The organism is Mesorhizobium sp. WSM4844 (genome assembly GCF_055811775.1).
In genome coordinates this window covers 133,614-148,181 of the sequence record NZ_JBVVQB010000001.1, presented here as the reverse complement: position 1 = coordinate 148,181, position 14,568 = coordinate 133,614, and the positions used below count along the sequence as shown (strand labels likewise).

Below are 14,568 nucleotides of genomic sequence, written 5' to 3'. Positions count from 1 at the left end.
TTGAACCCTCAGGTTTCAGAGCAAGACGCGTCGACACTCGCCAAGACTAGATTGTTCATCCTGGGCGCTGGACATTTGCGCTTCGCCGGTTGAATCTGCCGCATCTGCGGCTGTTCTTGTCCTACACCGCCTTCGTTTCAGGCGTTTTTCTGTGGTGTGGTGGGAGTGTTTCGTTTGTTTCAGCGCGCGCCCCACGGGGATGACAGGCGACACGTCAGCGCCGGCGATGTCTCCCACGCGCCGAAACAGTTGAAACAAATCACGCGTCGGCCGAACGCGTGCTGAAACAAAGAGGGGCTATTATCCGCCCTCGCGGGATCACGCGAACAAAGGGAACGACCATGCGGCCTGATAATCCGGTGCCATCCACACACACAGGCTATGCCCTTTTTGACGCCAACCATGTTCTCGTCGACAGCAATCCGCAGATATTTGGAAGCCGGTGGCTCGACCGCGGCGAGATGCAGCCGACGGACGCCATTGCCGCAGTCGCCGAAGCCCTCTCACGTCTAAAGAGTTTCGACGGCCGCCCCATCGAGCCGGGCAACGCATTTGTTGAAAGCGCCGCGGCGCGATGGACGCAAATCGACGACGCTCCAGTTGAAGCTGAGACATTGGATGGCCGGTGGAAGTTGCTCACCGCACATCCTCGGCCGGATGGCGGCATGGCCCTGGTAAGCGTCGACATTACCGAGATGAAGCGGGCGCAGATCGCGCACCAGGAGAACGCTGAGATATTCCGCTGCATCACGGACAGTCACCCGCTGCCGGTTTGGGTGGTGGACGCGGGAAGCGGGCAGATCCTTTACGAAAGCCTCGATGCGTCCAACCTGCTTGGCCGAAAATGGACGCCGAACGAGCCGCAGTTCCTGACGGATCATTTCGTGAATTCTGGCGAATTCGATGAAATCAGTTCTCTCGCCAGCAACAGCGAGATCGTCCGGGATCACGAAATCCAGCTTAGAAACACAAGCGGATCGGCCGTCTGGTGTTCGACCAACTGCCGTCGCGGCGTCTACGGCGGGCGCCCCTCGCTCATCATCGGCGTATTGGACATCACGGAACGCAAGCAGCGCGAGGATCTGTTCGGTTTCCTGATCAAGCATCATCCGTTGCCGGTATGGATGAACGACGCAAGTTCGGGGGAACTCATCTACCAGAGCAATGCTGCCGAACGGCTGCTTGGATGGAGCAAGAAGGCGCAACGCGAGACGGTGCGGCTTGGCGATTACTTTGTCGATCCCGAGAAGCACCGGGAAATCAATCGGGAACTCATGCAAAAGGGCGTCGTCGAAAATTGCGAGGTGCTCCTCAAAAGACCCGATGGCCAGGAGTTCTGGGCCACGGGCAATCTCAGGATCGTCGAATTCCAGGGCCGGCGAGTGGTTCTCGCCGGCATCGCCGATGTGACCAAGCAGAAGAAGCGTGACGGCGAAGTCGCCGCGGCGCGGGAGATGCTCGCGGACGCCGTTGAATCACTCTCCGAGGGATTCGCGCTGTACGACGAAGACCACCGCCTGGTCATGTGCAACAGCCTTTACCGCGAGCTGAACCGCCCGGTTCGGGATCTCGTCGAACCGGGCGTGGAATGGAACGAACTCCTTCGCGAATCCGCCAGGCGCGGCGTGTACCGCAATGCGGTTGGGCGCGAGGATGAGTGGCTCGACGAGCGGCTCCAAAGCCGGATCGAGTTCCACTCCCATTTCGAGGTCCCCCTCTCCGACGGCAAATGGCACTCGGTATCGATACATCCTACCGATCTTGGCGGCTTCGTCGTAACGCGCACCGACATCAGCGAGCGCAAGAAGGCCGAGGCTTTCGAGCGCGACGCCACGACACTGCTGCAAAAGGTGCTCGATGCCTGCCCTTCGCCGATACGCATGACCACGTTCGAGGGAGAAACGCTCTACCGCAATCCTGCTACCAGAGATCTCTACGCCGACCGTCCTCGGATAACCGACCAGTATGTCGATCCAGACAATAGCGCGATATTGGAGCGCACCCTGATCGAAAAGGGCAGGATCGATGATTTTCGGGTCCAGCAGTACGACACCGAGAACAAGGCCTTCTGGGCTTCGATTTCCGCTCGCTTGATCGATTTCCAGGGAAGGCAGGTGATAGTGTCGAACACGACTGATATCACCGACATGATCACCGCCCAGCAAGAAACGCGCAAGGCCAACGAGCGGCTGATCGACGCCATCGAATCTCTGGCCGAAGGGTTTGCCCTCTACGACAGGAACGATTGCCTGGTGCTGGCCAACAGCAGGTACCGCCAGATGCACGCGATAAGCGCGGATGTGCTCGTTCCCGGGGTGAACTGGTTCGATTTCCTCCGCGTGACCGCAGAGCGCAACCAGTTTCCGGTTCCACGCGACAAGATCGACGACTGGCTTGCCGAGAGGGCAAGGGACCGCCGCGAATTCCGGCAACAGGAATTCCGTCATACGGACGGGCGTTGGTTTTTCGTCTCGAACTGTCCGACCCGCGAAGGCGGGTTCGTGGTCACCCGTGTCGACATTACAGAGCGCAAGCGGGCCGAGGAGGCCGCCAAGGAAGCGGACGAACTGGTCCGTAAAGTCCTCGAAGCCTGCCCCGTCAACATCCAGATGACCCGTGCGCATGACGGGAAGCTGCTTTACCGCAGCCCCGCCACCGTTGATCTGCTCGGCGACGTCACCAGCGCCGTCGACTATTATGTCGACCCTTCAGAGCGGAGGCGATACGTTGAGCGGCTGCTCGCGACGGGATTGGTCGACGATTTCGAAACCCAGCTCAAACGCAAGGGCGGTGGAACCTGCTGGTGCTCGATTTCGTCTCGACTGATCGATTACCATGGTGAGAAAGTGATCGTTTCCCACGCCTACGATCTCACCGACCGTATCGAAATGCAGCAGGAATTGGAGCGGCAGCGCGAGACGCTGCACCAGAACGAAAAAATGTCGGCGCTCGGTGGATTGCTGGCCGGCGTGGCGCATGAGCTCAACAACCCGCTCTCGGTGGTGCTTGGCCTGTCATCGCTGTTGAAGGAGACCGCTGCCGACGCCAAGGTCGTGGAACGCGCCGACAAGATAAGCAAGGCAGCCGAACGCTGCGCCAGGATCGTCAAGACTTTCCTGGCTATGGCCAGACAGCAGCCGACGCGAACCTCAAACGTTGCGATCGATGACATTATTTCCGAAGCGGTCGAAGTGGCGAGCTATTCGATTCGATCGTCGGACATCGGGCTTTCAGTTCATCTTGAACCTGGTCTTCCGCCGATCTGGGCGGATCCCGATCAGCTTGGCCAGGTGCTGATCAACTTGCTTGTCAATGCAGAACAGGCGTTGCACGGCTGGGAAGCACGACGGACAATCACGGTTTCAACGCGGCTTCATCCCACAACCGGCAACATAGTCGTCAGCGTTGCCGACACGGGTCCGGGAATTCCCAAAGAGATACGTCCCCGCATTTTCGAGCCGTTCTTCACGACCAAGGAGATTGGGGCAGGGACTGGGATCGGGCTGTCCTTCTGTCATCGGATCGTTCAATCCCATGGCGGAACCATCGAGGTCGAATCCCCCGAGGGGGGTGGCTCGATCTTCATACTTTCGCTGCCTGCTTCGGACCGTCTCGACGAAGGAACCGAAACGGCCGAAGACGAGCTCCCGAATTCAACCGGCATTGCCTGTCTGGTGGTGGACGACGAAGAGGAAGTGGGTGAGCTGGTTGCTGAGGTGCTCAGGCGAGATGGTTTCAACGTCACCATTGCCAAATCCGGCGAAGAAGCGCTGCTGCACCTCAAGAACCGCACTTTCGCGGTGATCCTGAGCGATCTGAAAATGCCTGATATGGACGGACGGGGATTGTTCAACCAGATTGCCAAGCTCCATCCGGCCGAACTCGACAGGTTAGCCTTCCTGACAGGGGACACGATCAGTCCGGACGCGCAGATGTTCCTGCGCGCCGCGAAACGGCCCTACCTTGAGAAACCGATCAAACCGAACGAGCTCCGTTCGTTTGTCTCAAATCTGGTCAACAACAATGCTTGACAGACCCGTTGATTTGCACGTCACTTTAGAGGCAGCTTATCCATTAGGCTGGTTGCTCGGTGGTCGATTTTGACGACGCACGCACATGTAGTGGTCTGCGATGACGAACCGGATATCCGCTACACGGTAGCGGAATATCTGGAGCACCATGGCTATGCCGTGACGCCCGCCAACGCGGGGCCTGCCCTGCGTGAACTTATTGAGAGCCAGCACGTCGATGTGGTCATATTGGATATCCGAATGCCAGGTGAGGATGGCCTCTCCCTGGCGCGATATCTACGAGAGCACTCAGACGTCGCCATTATCATGCTGACCGGATCGGCGGAAATCGTCGACCGCGTTGTCGGATTGGAGATTGGCGCCGACGACTATGTCGCCAAGCCCGTGGACCTGCGGGAGCTGCTGGCGCGGGTCAAGGCGGTGCTGCGCCGAACATCGGCGAGCGAACGCGCTGCGGGGAAAGCGAGTACTTCGGGCCCTCACCAGGTCCAGTTCGGCAAGTGCCGCTTCGACCCGGACGCACACAAATTATACAACGCCGACGGGGTCGAAATAGCGATCACCCCGATGGAATTCCGGCTTCTGAAAGTATTCAGCGAACATCGCGGACGCGTACTCAACCGCGATCAACTGCTCGAACTCGCCCATGACCGCGGATGGGATCCCTTCGATCGCAGCATCGACATTCGCGTTTCGCGCCTGCGCAAGAAAATCGAGGCCGATCCCTCCAAGCCGGAGGTGATCAGGACGATCCGCGGCATGGGTTACCTCTATTCCTGAGCGCTGCCGCCTTGGCCTGGCAACGCGGATCGCCCGTCTCATGGGCATTGGCGGCGGAGGCCGCCAGATGGGGCATTGGCGGCCGACGCCGCCAGAAGGTGGCGATGGACTCAGCCCGTCTTGTCTTCTTGGCCACGCTGCAAGCCGCGGACCACCAAGCCAATCTCGGACCGGCTGATCCCGATGTCCTTCAGGAGGCCATCGTCCATTGCCGCAAGGGTCCGTTCCGCCATGCGGTGAATCCGGTAATTCCGAAATGAGCGGTAAGCTGCTCGCATTCTCAACATCGCAATACTCCATTGATTGGCGCCGCGGGATGCAGCGGTGCCATTGGATTTAAACCATCGCTGTTTCAGGCGTTTTTCCGCGCCGAACTCGAAGTGTTTCGTTTGTTTCAGTGTCGGGATGGACTTGTGAGAAGGAGTTCCATAGTCCGGCCGACGACATTCAAAACCACCTCTTCAACGAGGCGGTGGACCAGCCAGCCGCAGCGGAGTAAGGCTGCGCGTTCGAGGCTGTTTGGGTCTGATACAAAAAGCGCGTGGCGCAGCATGACGTGCAAGCGTTGCGAATGCGACCAGACCGGCTATCGGTGGAGTACGCATGAAGAAGACTGTCGTTAGAGTTGTCTGTGCCATTGGCCAAGCGGGGCAGCTCGGCCTCAAAGGGGGCCTTCCCTGGGAAGGCAACCGGTCGCCGGAGTTCGTCGCCGACGTTGCACGATTTTTCGACCTCACCAGAGGACATGTCTTGCTCGCCGGTCCCAAGACGATCGCGAGCGTTCCGGATTTTGCTCGCGCTGATCGGGACCTTGTCGTCGTTCGCTCCAGCATGGATCCCGAGGACACACTCCAGCGCTTTGCCGGCCGCGTCGTCTTCATCGGCGGCGGTCCACCAGTGTGGGACGCCTATGCGCGCTTCGTCAGCCATTGGGATATCACGCGTCTGCCCTATGACGGGCCAGCGGACCGCTGGTTCGATGCAAAATGGCTTACGGCGGGTGGCGGGGTTGCCAAAAACCGCGACCAATGAAGGCTCGGCTCGCAGCAGGCACCGCGGTGGAACGATCGCGGTGCCTGTAGTCTGTACCCACCCACCTAGCAGTTCGCCCCAGTCTGCGGATCGCACGCCTTGTTTTCTTGCTGCTGTGGTTTGGGCTCGGCCTGTTCCGGCTCGATCTGCTGCTGTTCGGCGGCGGGCTGCTCCTCGGCCTTCGGCTTCTCAGGCTCGGCCGCCTGTTCGGGCTCGGTCTGCTGCTGCTCGGCGGCGGGCTGCTCCTCCTCGGCCTTCGGCTTCTCGGGCTCGGCCGCCTGTTCGGGCTCGGCCTGCTGCTGTTCGGCGGCGGGCTGCTCCTCGGCCTTCTGCTTCTCAGGCTTGGCCCTCTTTTTCGGCTCGGCCTGCTCCTGCTCGGCGGCGGGCTGCTCCTCGGCCTTCGGCTTCTCGGGCTTGGCCTGCTCCTGCTCGGCAGCGGGCTTCTCCTCGGTCGTCGGCTTCTCAGGCTTGGCGGTCTCTTCCGGCTTGACCTCTTCATCCGGCGCCTGTTCGGGCTCGGCCTGCTCCTGCTCGGCGGCCGGTTGCTCCTCGCTCGTCGGCTCCTCAGGCTTGGCGGTCTCTTCCGGCGTAGCCTCTTCGTCGGTCGCCGGCGCCTGTTCGGTCGTTGCTGCGCCTTCGGTCGGCTTCGACTTCCGGGCTGCCTGAACCTGCTTCACCTCCTCAATGTCTTTGAGCTCAGCTGGTTTGGCCTCGGGATCGGCTTTCACTTCAGCTTCAAAGACCGTGACCGTATTGTTTTCCACTTTGCCGGCCTGCTCGGGCGTCTCGGTCTCGCTGACCTCGACGACGGTCACCTGCTGGTTCGTCTCCTTCTCGATCACATCAACATCAATGACTTTGTTGATCACAACCTCGTTCTGGATCGTCACCTCACCGGCCGGCTCGGCCGCCTCGACAATGCGCACAAACTCCGGCTCATCACGGATAACGACGACGGAAATGTCGTCAGCCAGGAATTCGCGGGTGGGAACCACGACCCAGTAAAAATCCGGCGTGGTGTCGACGGTCACCTCGATTGAAATCAGATCGGGATCGCGGCGCGGCGGCAGCGGAGCCCAGATGACGTGCTCCCTTTCGCGCCGCCAGCTCACCCATGCCGGCGCCCAACGAGTGCCGGGAACCCAGTACCAGCCGATGTCGTCGGCATAGCCCCAGCGGCCGTAATGATAGGTCGCCCAGCCGAACGGCTCGTCGGACACCCAGAGCCAGCCATGCTGCTCGGTATAGACCCAATGCCCAATTGTATACGGACGCCAGTCGTCAGCTACATCAACCGGGACGAAAACGGTCGCTCCCCGGTACGAAACCCAATCACCGTGGGCAGACAGTTCATCGTAGAATGTGCTGATCGAAATGGAAACGTCGGTGGCAGCCCTCGCCTCGGACACAAGCAACGATTGCGCCACCGGGGGCGCCATCGGGTTGGGTATCTCGACGATCGTGAACAAGCCGGCGGTTACGCCGCCCAGCATCAGCCGTACAGCGTTTTGGGCAAGGACGCGTTTCATCGCAGTTTCCTCCGAAACAGATCGCCCTTCATCCTGAAAACTCGCCGGCTGTCGAATTGTTCCGGCTTGGCACCACCACGATGGTACCGGAAACAACATCAGAGTTGCTTCATGAGGTCGGCGAACCAGATCACGACCGCCGTGCGCAGCGGGGTCCCGACGCAAAAATCGCACATCGACTGTAAAGCCTGCCCCGGCCCAGCCCGGCGATCGGCAGCGAACGTGGCGTCAGTGGCGAATCGCAAGACTTGCAGCGCTGTTGTCGGGCTCGCCCGCCGCCCAGAGCAGAAGATGGCTATAGAGCAGAACTTTCACGCGTCGCCGCCAAACAGCTTCTCGATTTCCTCACCGGCCATGCGATCAAAATCGTCCGGAACGGAAAACTGCCCGGCCATAAACCCGACGCGACGCGTTTCGCCGGCCGCAGGAGCGTCAATGGCGATGACCTTCACCATCGGCTTTCCGGATTTGGCGATGATGAAGGACTCGCCCTTGGCTGCCCTGTCGACAAGGCGGGACAGATGCGTCTTGGCCTCGTGGATGTTGACGATGCGCATTACGAACTCCGTGCCTTAGTCCACGAAACTTAGTCTACCCGAACTTAGGGCATCTGCCGAAGAGGGCTGAAGGCCGCGCCTTGCTACAGGGTCGTCTTGACTTCCCCGATCTCGGCACCAACTACGGTTATATGAACGCCACAAAAAAGATCCGTCGCGATTTTCTTTTCCGGGTTTGCCCCATCGCGGGATCGTAACCCCCGGCTCGGCTGCCATATGCCCCGGGCCGCGGGGCAACCACTAAAAATCGACATCGAACGTAGGCAGGCCAGCACCGGCTCTGGGGCATCGGTTTTGAGCAAGATCTGCCTCGAATTGGCCAGTTAAACCATGCTTGAGGCAGCCCGCTCAACTGAGAATACGAGTATTCGAAAATGCAAGATAACATCAAGGCGCGGCGCAAGCCGACCATCCGCATCTCGAAATCGGACCATGCGCGTTTATCGGCGCTTGCGAGCACCGTGGCCGCACGAAATCCGCAGGCTTCCGATGACCTGCTCGCCGAACTCGAGCGAGCGCGCATCGTTTCCGATGGTTTGATCTCCGCGGGCGCCGTCCAGATGGGTTCGACGGTGACGTTCAAGCCCGATACCGGTGATGCGAAAACGGTGACGCTGGTTTTTCCTGGCGATGCGGACATCTCCGAAGGCAAGGTTTCAATCCTTACGCCGATCGGCACGGCCCTGATCGGCCTCTCGGCCGGACAGTCGATCATGTGGACCGCGCGAGATGGGCGCCGGCATGAATTGTCGGTGCTTGCCGTGAACCGGCCTGTTCGGGAAGGCGATGCATCCGATCAGCGTGCACCAGCACCTTCGACGACGGCGGGCGACTAAAGCGCGTCGCGTTTGACCGGCCTCATGCGGCGCGCTTTAGGTTGTTGCTTGTTTCCGCGAAAACGGCGGGCATCAACGCGCCGAGGATCTCAAGCGCCTTCTCCACGAACGCCTCGTGATATGGACAACCGGTGCTGAAGCAAACGGCCCGGCCCTACGCCGACCCGCTCTTACCAGCCGGCGGTTGGATGGATCGACTCGGGTTAGGTGGGCCTTGCCGCGTGGCAAAAAAATAACAGGTTGGCTGTCGGGAGGCGCACCACTTGTTCGTCCTTTGGACAGGAAGCAACGAGACCAGGTGAAAAAACCGTGAGAGAGCTTAGATCATCGGACACATCTGCGGACGATGTGATCAAGGCCGACCTTATAATGGTGTTCATCGGTCCCGTTCTGGCTGGCGAGGCGCCCAAGGGCCGGTTCGACTGAGATCTGGCAGTCGCGGCGCGAACAAATACCCCCAAGAACCGAGGAGATTAGATATGACGAAACTCGTGACCTGCCTGTGGTTCGACCACGGCGAAGCACGCAAGGCGGCAGAGTTCTATGCCGCCACCTTTCCCGACAGCCATGTGGATCGGCTGAATGCGGCCGCGTCGGACTATCCCGGCGGCAAGGAAGGCAATGAACTGACGGTCGAGTTCACAGTGCTCGGCCAGTCTTTTATAGGCCTGAACGGCGGCCCGAATTTCAAGGCGAACGAATCCGTCAGCCTGATGGTGCTGACCGAAGATCAGGAAGAGACCGACCGCTACTGGAAGGCGATCGTTGGAAACGGCGGCAGCGAGAGCGCCTGCGGATGGTGCAAGGACCGGTGGGGCTTCTCCTGGCAGATCACGCCGAAGCGGCTGATGGAACTGACGACCAGTCCCGACCGCGCCAAGGCCAAGCGCGCGATGGAGGCGATGATGACGATGAAGAAAATCGATATCGCGGCGCTGGAAGCCGCAGCAGCAGGCTAACCCGATCCAAAGCAACGACGCCCTGGTGAACTCAACGAATGGAGATGATCATGCCCAACACAGTTAAACTGCACCGGGTTCTCGCCACCAAACCCGAAAAGGTCTACCGCGCATTTCTGGAACCTGACGCGGTCGCGAGTTGGCTCCCGCCCTTCGGTTTTACCTGTACTGTGCATGAGCTTGAGGCGACGGAAGGCGGCAAGCACAGAATGTCGTTTCGAAACTTCACGACCGGGCAAAGCCATTCCTTCGGCGGCACCTATCTGAAACTCGTCCCCGGCGAGACGCTCGTCTACAGCGACGTGTTCGATGATCCGAACCTTCCGGGCGAGATGAAAGTGACCGTCACGTTGACGGCCGTTTCAGTCGGAACGGAGATGACGGTGGTTCAGGAGAACGTGCCCGATCTGATCCCGGTCGAGGCATGTTATCTCGGTTGGCAAGAGTCGCTGCGCAAGCTTGCTCACCTCGTCGAGCCCGAAATCACGCAATAAACCGTCTGCGTGATCTCATCCGGCTGCGACAACAAGGAAACCAAAATGACCAACCAGCAGATCACCATTGCCACCACGATCGCCGCGCCGATCGAACGCGTCTGGGAGGCCTACACGACGCCCGGCGATATCACACAGTGGAACTTCGCTTCCGACGACTGGTGCTGCCCAAGCGCGGAAGCCGACCTAAAGGTGGGCGGCGGCTACAAGGCGCGCATGGAAGCCAAGGACGGCAGCTTCGGCTTCGATTTCGAGGCAGTGTACGAAGAGGTCGAGCCGTACAAGGCGATCGCATTCGCCATGAGCGACGGGCGCAAGGCGCGTACGACCTTCGAAGCTGCAGGCAACGGTACGAAGGTGACGACCATATTCGATGCCGAGACGCAGAACTCCATCGACATGCAGCGTGACGGCTGGCAGGCGATCCTGGACAACTTCGGGCGTTATGTTGAATCCAGCGCAGGACATGAGCAAGTTCAAGGAGGTCGCTGAACTCCGCCGGAAGCAGTTTTTTCAAGCCCTGTCGGCGGAGACGATCGTCGAGATGATAGCGCTCTAAACGCCCGAGGCGATGATCGAGATCGAAGCCATAGCAGCCGTGGCTGCAGACGACGGTCTATTCGCCTCCGGACCTTTCAACGACCATCCGCTGCTGACCGGTCGCGCTATGCACTCAAGCGAAACCGTGTGACGTCGATGGCCGCGGCCATCAGTGTCTGCGTGTAGGATGCCTGCGGATTGCTGAAGATCGCCTCGGTCGGCCCTTCCTCGACGATCTTGCCCTGCTTCATGACGATGATGTAGTCGGCCATGGCACGCACGACGGCGAGATCGTGGCTGATGAACAGGTAAGACAGTTCATGGTCGGCCTGCAGCTTACGCAGCAATTCGACGATCTGCTTCTGGACGGAGCGATCGAGCGCCGACGTGGGCTCGTCGAGGACGACCACCTTGGGCTTGAGGATCATCGCCCGCGCGATGGCGATGCGCTGGCGCTGGCCGCCGGAGAATTCGTGCGGGTAGCGATTGCGCGCATTCGGGTCGAGCCCGACCTCACGCAAGGCCTCGACGGCGCGGAGGTCGCGTTGCCTGCCCGACAGGGTCGGCTCATGCACCAGAAGCCCTTCGGTGATGACCTGGCCGACGGTCATGCGCGGCGACAGCGAACCGAACGGGTCCTGAAAGACCAGCTGCAATTCGCGCCGCAGCGGCCGCATGGCCTGGCGGTCGGCGGCAGAAATATCGCGATCGCCAAAGCGGATGAGCCCATCGCTTGGCAGGAGCCGCAGCAGGGCTCGGCCGAGCGTCGATTTTCCTGAACCGGATTCGCCGACGATGCCGATGGTCTGGTTGCGTTTGAGCCGGATCGAAATGTGATCGACTGCGCGCAGGATCAGCGGCTCTCCGGCAAGAACCCGCCGCCGATCTTGAAGGTCACCTCGACATTCCTGCCTTCGAGCAGGACGGGCGCATTTGGCGGTGGCGGCGCCTTGGTTCCGGTCGGCTCGGCGGCCAACAGCATCTTGGTATAGGCATGCTGCGGATTGACGAAGATCGCTTCCGCCTCGCCCTCCTCGACGACTTCGCCGTAGCGCATGACATAGACCCGGTCGGCAAAGCGCCGGACAATGCCGAGATCGTGGGTGATGAAGACGATCGCCATGCCAAGCTTGCGCTGAAGTTCGGCGAGCAGCATGAGGATCTGCGCCTGGATGGTCACGTCGAGCGCGGTCGTCGGTTCGTCTGCGATCAGTATGTCGGGATCGTTGGCCAGCGCCATGGCGATCATGACCCGCTGTCGCTGGCCACCCGACAATTCGTGCGGATAGGATTTCATCCGCCGCTCGGGATCGGGAATATGGACCAGCCGCAAGAGCTTGAGCGCCTCTTCGCGTGCTTGCGCCGCGCCAAGCCCACGATGCCGGCGGATCGGTTCGATCAGCTGGTTGCCGACCGAATAGAGCGGATCGAGCGAGGTCATCGGCTCCTGGAAGATCATGCTGATCTTGCGGCCGCGGACTTGGTTGAGCTCGGACTTGTGCAGGGCCAAAAGGTTGCGGCCGCGATAGTCGACGACGCCCGTCGCCTCGCCGTTCGAGGCCAGCAGGCTCATCGCCGCCATCATCGTCTGGCTTTTGCCGGAACCGGATTCGCCGACCACGGCAACGGTTTCGCCTGCATTGACGTGGATGTTGATGCCCTTGACCGCCTCGACCACACCGTCAAGCGTGCGGAAGCGGACGCGAAGGTCCTTGACGCTGAGGATGGTTTCGGAGGTGTCCATCTCAACGATCCCTCGGGTCGAGCGCGTCGCGCAGGCCGTCGCCGACGAAATTCAGTGCGAACAGCGTCGAGACAAGGAAAAATGCTGGGAACAAAAGCAGCCAGTTGGCGGTGCCGATGTTCTTGGCGCCAGTCGAGATCAGCACGCCCCAGCTGGTCATCGGTTCCTGCACGCCGAGCCCGAGGAACGACAGGAAACTCTCCAGGATGATGACTTGCGGCACCAGCAGCGTCATATAGATGACCACCGGGCCAAGCAGGTTGGGAATGACGTGGCGGATCAGAATGCCGCGCTGGCCTATGCCCATCGCCTCCGCCGCCTGGACATATTCCTGCCGCCGGATCGACAGCGCCTGTCCGCGCACGATGCGCGCCATGTCGAGCCACAGCACGGCACCGACCGCCAGGAACATCAGCACGAAGTTCCGGCCGAAAAACACCACCAGCATAATGACGAAGAAAATGAACGGCAGCGAATAGAGCACATCGACAATGCGCATCATCACCTCGTCTATCCTGCCGCCGGCAAGGCCGGACGCAGCGCCATAGAGCACGCCGATGACGCCCGCAACGACCCCGGCGAGCAAGCCGATGGCCAGCGAGATGCGCCCGGCCATCAGCGTCCGCGACAGGAGATCGCGGCCAGTATTGTCGGTGCCGAACAGGAAATACTGCTGCCTGATTGAAGCGCTCATCACCGCTTCAAGGCCGTCAGCCGATTTGCTCTCTATCTTGGTGTTGTCGAAGGCATCGGAACGGTCGAGGTAGCGGACATTGCGGTCGTCGATCGGCTTGCGCGATGTGACGGTAACGAAGATGCGATTGTCTTCCTGCCGCCACTGCTTGATGTCGACACGCATGCGCTTGATCGCTTCGTTGAGCGCGGTTTCTATCTTGTCGGGCTTCGGATAGGCCGACAAGCTCGGCGGCATGCGCACATAGTCGGCGTAGATGGTGGTGTATCGATGCGGCACCAAAGAGGGTCCGAACACGCTGAGGATCGCGATGAAGGCAAGATAATACAGGCTGAACATGGCGGCGCGGTTGGCCTTGAGGCGCGCCCAGGCATCGCCCCACAGGGAACGGCCGACGATGGCCGGAGCGGTGGCTGCGATGTCAGTCATAGCGCACCCTCGGATCGACGAAGGCATACATGACGTCGACGATCAGGTTGAAGACGATGGTGAACAGCGCGATGACCACCACGGTGCCCATGACCAGCGTGTAGTCACGGTTGAGCGCGGCCTCGACGAAATAGCGGCCGATGCCGGGAATGGAAAAGATCGTCTCGACGATGATCGAGCCGGTGAGCAGTGCCGCCGCCGCCGGGCCGGTGAAGGAGACAATCGGCAATATGGCACCGCGCAGCGCATGCTTGACGACCACCGACCAGTCCGACAGGCCGAGCGCACGTGCGGTGCGAATGTGGTGCGAGCGCAACGATTCGATCATCGAGCCGCGCATCAGGCGGGCGACGATGGCGATCTGCGGCAAGGCGAGGGTCAGCACAGGGCCGATCTTGTTGAGCAGGGCGCCATCGCCCCAGCCGCCGATCGGCAGCAGTTTCCAGGTCAGACCGAACAGAAGCTGGATAACCGGCGCGATGACGAAGGTCGGAATGGTGCTGCCGGCGGTTGCCAGAGCGATCACCGAATAGTCGGCAAGCTTGTTCTGGTTGAGCGCGGCAATGGTGCCGAGGAGGCCGCCGAGCAGCAGCGCCAGGATCAGGGCCGAGGCGCCGATCTGGATCGAAACGGGCAGGCCCCTGGCAAACAATTCGCCGACAGTGAAATCCGGCATGTTGTAGCTCGGACCGAAATTGCCGCGCAGCAGATTGCCGAGATAGTGGACATATTGCAGCCAGAGCGGGTCGTTGAGACCGAACTGCGCTTCGAGATTGGCCTTGATCTCGGGGCTCAGGCCCCGCTCCTGATTGAACGGGCCGCCAGGCGCGACGCGTATCAGGAAGAACGCCATGGTCACGATGACCAACAGCGTCGGAATGGCGGTCAGAAGCCGCCGGAATACGTAACGCAGCATCGGTTCCCCGCTTTGCTAGCAAACCGG

Annotated in this window: 12 protein-coding genes and 1 pseudogene; 7 read left to right on the top strand and 6 right to left on the bottom strand. The window is 60.6% G+C overall.

Annotation, left to right across the window (positions count from 1 at the left end; all coding sequences use genetic code 11):
* Window positions 1-341 precede the first annotated feature (341 nt).
* Together AC0L2A_RS00685 and AC0L2A_RS00680 are read left to right on the top strand one after the other, a co-directional pair.
* Window positions 342-4,031 carry a PAS-domain containing protein gene (locus tag AC0L2A_RS00685; RefSeq protein WP_473607128.1) on the top strand — a complete coding sequence of 1,230 codons (3,690 nt, stop codon included), beginning with the start codon at window positions 342-344 and terminating at the stop codon, window positions 4,029-4,031.
* A gap of 69 nt (window positions 4,032-4,100) precedes the next feature.
* Entirely contained in the window at window positions 4,101-4,811 is a 711-nt protein-coding gene (locus tag AC0L2A_RS00680) for a response regulator (RefSeq protein WP_287217395.1), read from the top strand.
* A 110-nt stretch (window positions 4,812-4,921) separates the two neighbouring features.
* On the opposite strand, the gene AC0L2A_RS00675 is transcribed toward AC0L2A_RS00680, so the two are convergent.
* A complete protein-coding gene (locus AC0L2A_RS00675) occupies window positions 4,922-5,089 on the bottom strand; it encodes a DUF1127 domain-containing protein (RefSeq protein ID WP_473607309.1) in 168 nt (55 codons plus the stop codon).
* Between the two features lie 325 nt (window positions 5,090-5,414).
* On the opposite strand from AC0L2A_RS00675, the gene AC0L2A_RS00670 reads away from it, so the two are divergent.
* Window positions 5,415-5,843 carry a diacylglycerol kinase gene (locus tag AC0L2A_RS00670; protein ID WP_473607127.1) on the top strand — a complete coding sequence of 143 codons (429 nt, stop codon included), beginning with the start codon at window positions 5,415-5,417 and terminating at the stop codon, window positions 5,841-5,843.
* Between the two features lie 65 nt (window positions 5,844-5,908).
* Here the strand turns inward: AC0L2A_RS00670 and AC0L2A_RS00665 are convergent, their stop codons facing one another.
* Together AC0L2A_RS00665 and AC0L2A_RS00660 are read right to left on the bottom strand one after the other, a co-directional pair.
* Window positions 5,909-7,372 carry a DUF6600 domain-containing protein gene (locus tag AC0L2A_RS00665; protein WP_473607126.1) on the bottom strand — a complete coding sequence of 488 codons (1,464 nt, stop codon included), beginning with the start codon at window positions 7,370-7,372 and terminating at the stop codon, window positions 5,909-5,911.
* Between the two features lie 311 nt (window positions 7,373-7,683).
* On the bottom strand, window positions 7,684-7,929 hold the full coding sequence (locus tag AC0L2A_RS00660) for a type II toxin-antitoxin system Phd/YefM family antitoxin (protein WP_473491643.1): 246 nt from the start codon (window positions 7,927-7,929) through the stop codon (window positions 7,684-7,686).
* Between the two features lie 374 nt (window positions 7,930-8,303).
* Here AC0L2A_RS00660 and rnk point away from each other — a divergent pair, with 374 nt between their 5' ends.
* The 4 genes from rnk (at window position 8,304) to AC0L2A_RS00640 (ending at window position 10,710) form a co-directional block, all read left to right on the top strand.
* Window positions 8,304-8,765 carry a nucleoside diphosphate kinase regulator gene (rnk, locus tag AC0L2A_RS00655; protein WP_473519747.1) on the top strand — a complete coding sequence of 154 codons (462 nt, stop codon included), beginning with the start codon at window positions 8,304-8,306 and terminating at the stop codon, window positions 8,763-8,765.
* A 479-nt stretch (window positions 8,766-9,244) separates the two neighbouring features.
* The gene (locus AC0L2A_RS00650; RefSeq protein ID WP_091589871.1) at window positions 9,245-9,724 is read left to right on the top strand and encodes a VOC family protein; all 480 of its coding nucleotides are present in this window, start codon (window positions 9,245-9,247) and stop codon (window positions 9,722-9,724) included.
* Between the two features lie 50 nt (window positions 9,725-9,774).
* Window positions 9,775-10,218: an SRPBCC family protein gene (locus tag AC0L2A_RS00645; RefSeq protein WP_091590744.1), complete on the top strand. Its 444-nt coding sequence runs from the start codon at window positions 9,775-9,777 to the stop codon at window positions 10,216-10,218.
* 45 nt (window positions 10,219-10,263) lie between these two features.
* Complete coding sequence (locus AC0L2A_RS00640) at window positions 10,264-10,710, top strand: SRPBCC family protein (RefSeq protein WP_091590742.1); 447 nt, start codon at window positions 10,264-10,266, stop codon at window positions 10,708-10,710.
* Window positions 10,711-10,883: 173 nt separating this feature from the next.
* Here the strand turns inward: AC0L2A_RS00640 and AC0L2A_RS00635 are convergent.
* The 3 genes and pseudogenes from AC0L2A_RS00635 to AC0L2A_RS00625 all read right to left on the bottom strand — a co-directional run bounded on the left by AC0L2A_RS00635 (window position 10,884) and on the right by AC0L2A_RS00625 (window position 14,541).
* A pseudogene (locus AC0L2A_RS00635) lies at window positions 10,884-12,502 on the bottom strand (ABC transporter ATP-binding protein).
* A gap of 1 nt (window position 12,503) precedes the next feature.
* Window positions 12,504-13,625: an ABC transporter permease gene (locus tag AC0L2A_RS00630; RefSeq protein ID WP_023799732.1), complete on the bottom strand. Its 1,122-nt coding sequence runs from the start codon at window positions 13,623-13,625 to the stop codon at window positions 12,504-12,506.
* Complete coding sequence (locus AC0L2A_RS00625) at window positions 13,618-14,541, bottom strand: ABC transporter permease subunit (RefSeq protein WP_023799733.1); 924 nt, start codon at window positions 14,539-14,541, stop codon at window positions 13,618-13,620. The genes AC0L2A_RS00630 and AC0L2A_RS00625 overlap by 8 nt, the downstream gene beginning before the upstream one ends.
* Window positions 14,542-14,568 lie beyond the last annotated feature (27 nt).

Bases quoted from the DNA above. Each gene is read 5' to 3' on its own strand.
- AC0L2A_RS00675 (WP_473607309.1), bottom strand. From the start codon at position 5,089: ATGCGAGCAGCTTACCGCTCATTTCGGAATTACCGGATTCACCGCATG.
- AC0L2A_RS00670 (WP_473607127.1), top strand. From the start codon at position 5,415: ATGAAGAAGACTGTCGTTAGAGTTGTCTGTGCCATTGGCCAAGCGGGG.
- AC0L2A_RS00625 (WP_023799733.1), bottom strand. From the start codon at position 14,541: ATGCTGCGTTACGTATTCCGGCGGCTTCTGACCGCCATTCCGACGCTG.
- AC0L2A_RS00630 (WP_023799732.1), bottom strand. From the start codon at position 13,625: ATGACTGACATCGCAGCCACCGCTCCGGCCATCGTCGGCCGTTCCCTG.
- rnk (WP_473519747.1), top strand. From the start codon at position 8,304: ATGCAAGATAACATCAAGGCGCGGCGCAAGCCGACCATCCGCATCTCG.
- AC0L2A_RS00665 (WP_473607126.1), bottom strand. From the start codon at position 7,372: ATGAAACGCGTCCTTGCCCAAAACGCTGTACGGCTGATGCTGGGCGGC.
- AC0L2A_RS00650 (WP_091589871.1), top strand. From the start codon at position 9,245: ATGACGAAACTCGTGACCTGCCTGTGGTTCGACCACGGCGAAGCACGC.
- AC0L2A_RS00640 (WP_091590742.1), top strand. From the start codon at position 10,264: ATGACCAACCAGCAGATCACCATTGCCACCACGATCGCCGCGCCGATC.
- AC0L2A_RS00660 (WP_473491643.1), bottom strand. From the start codon at position 7,929: ATGCGCATCGTCAACATCCACGAGGCCAAGACGCATCTGTCCCGCCTT.
- AC0L2A_RS00685 (WP_473607128.1), top strand. From the start codon at position 342: ATGCGGCCTGATAATCCGGTGCCATCCACACACACAGGCTATGCCCTT.
- AC0L2A_RS00645 (WP_091590744.1), top strand. From the start codon at position 9,775: ATGCCCAACACAGTTAAACTGCACCGGGTTCTCGCCACCAAACCCGAA.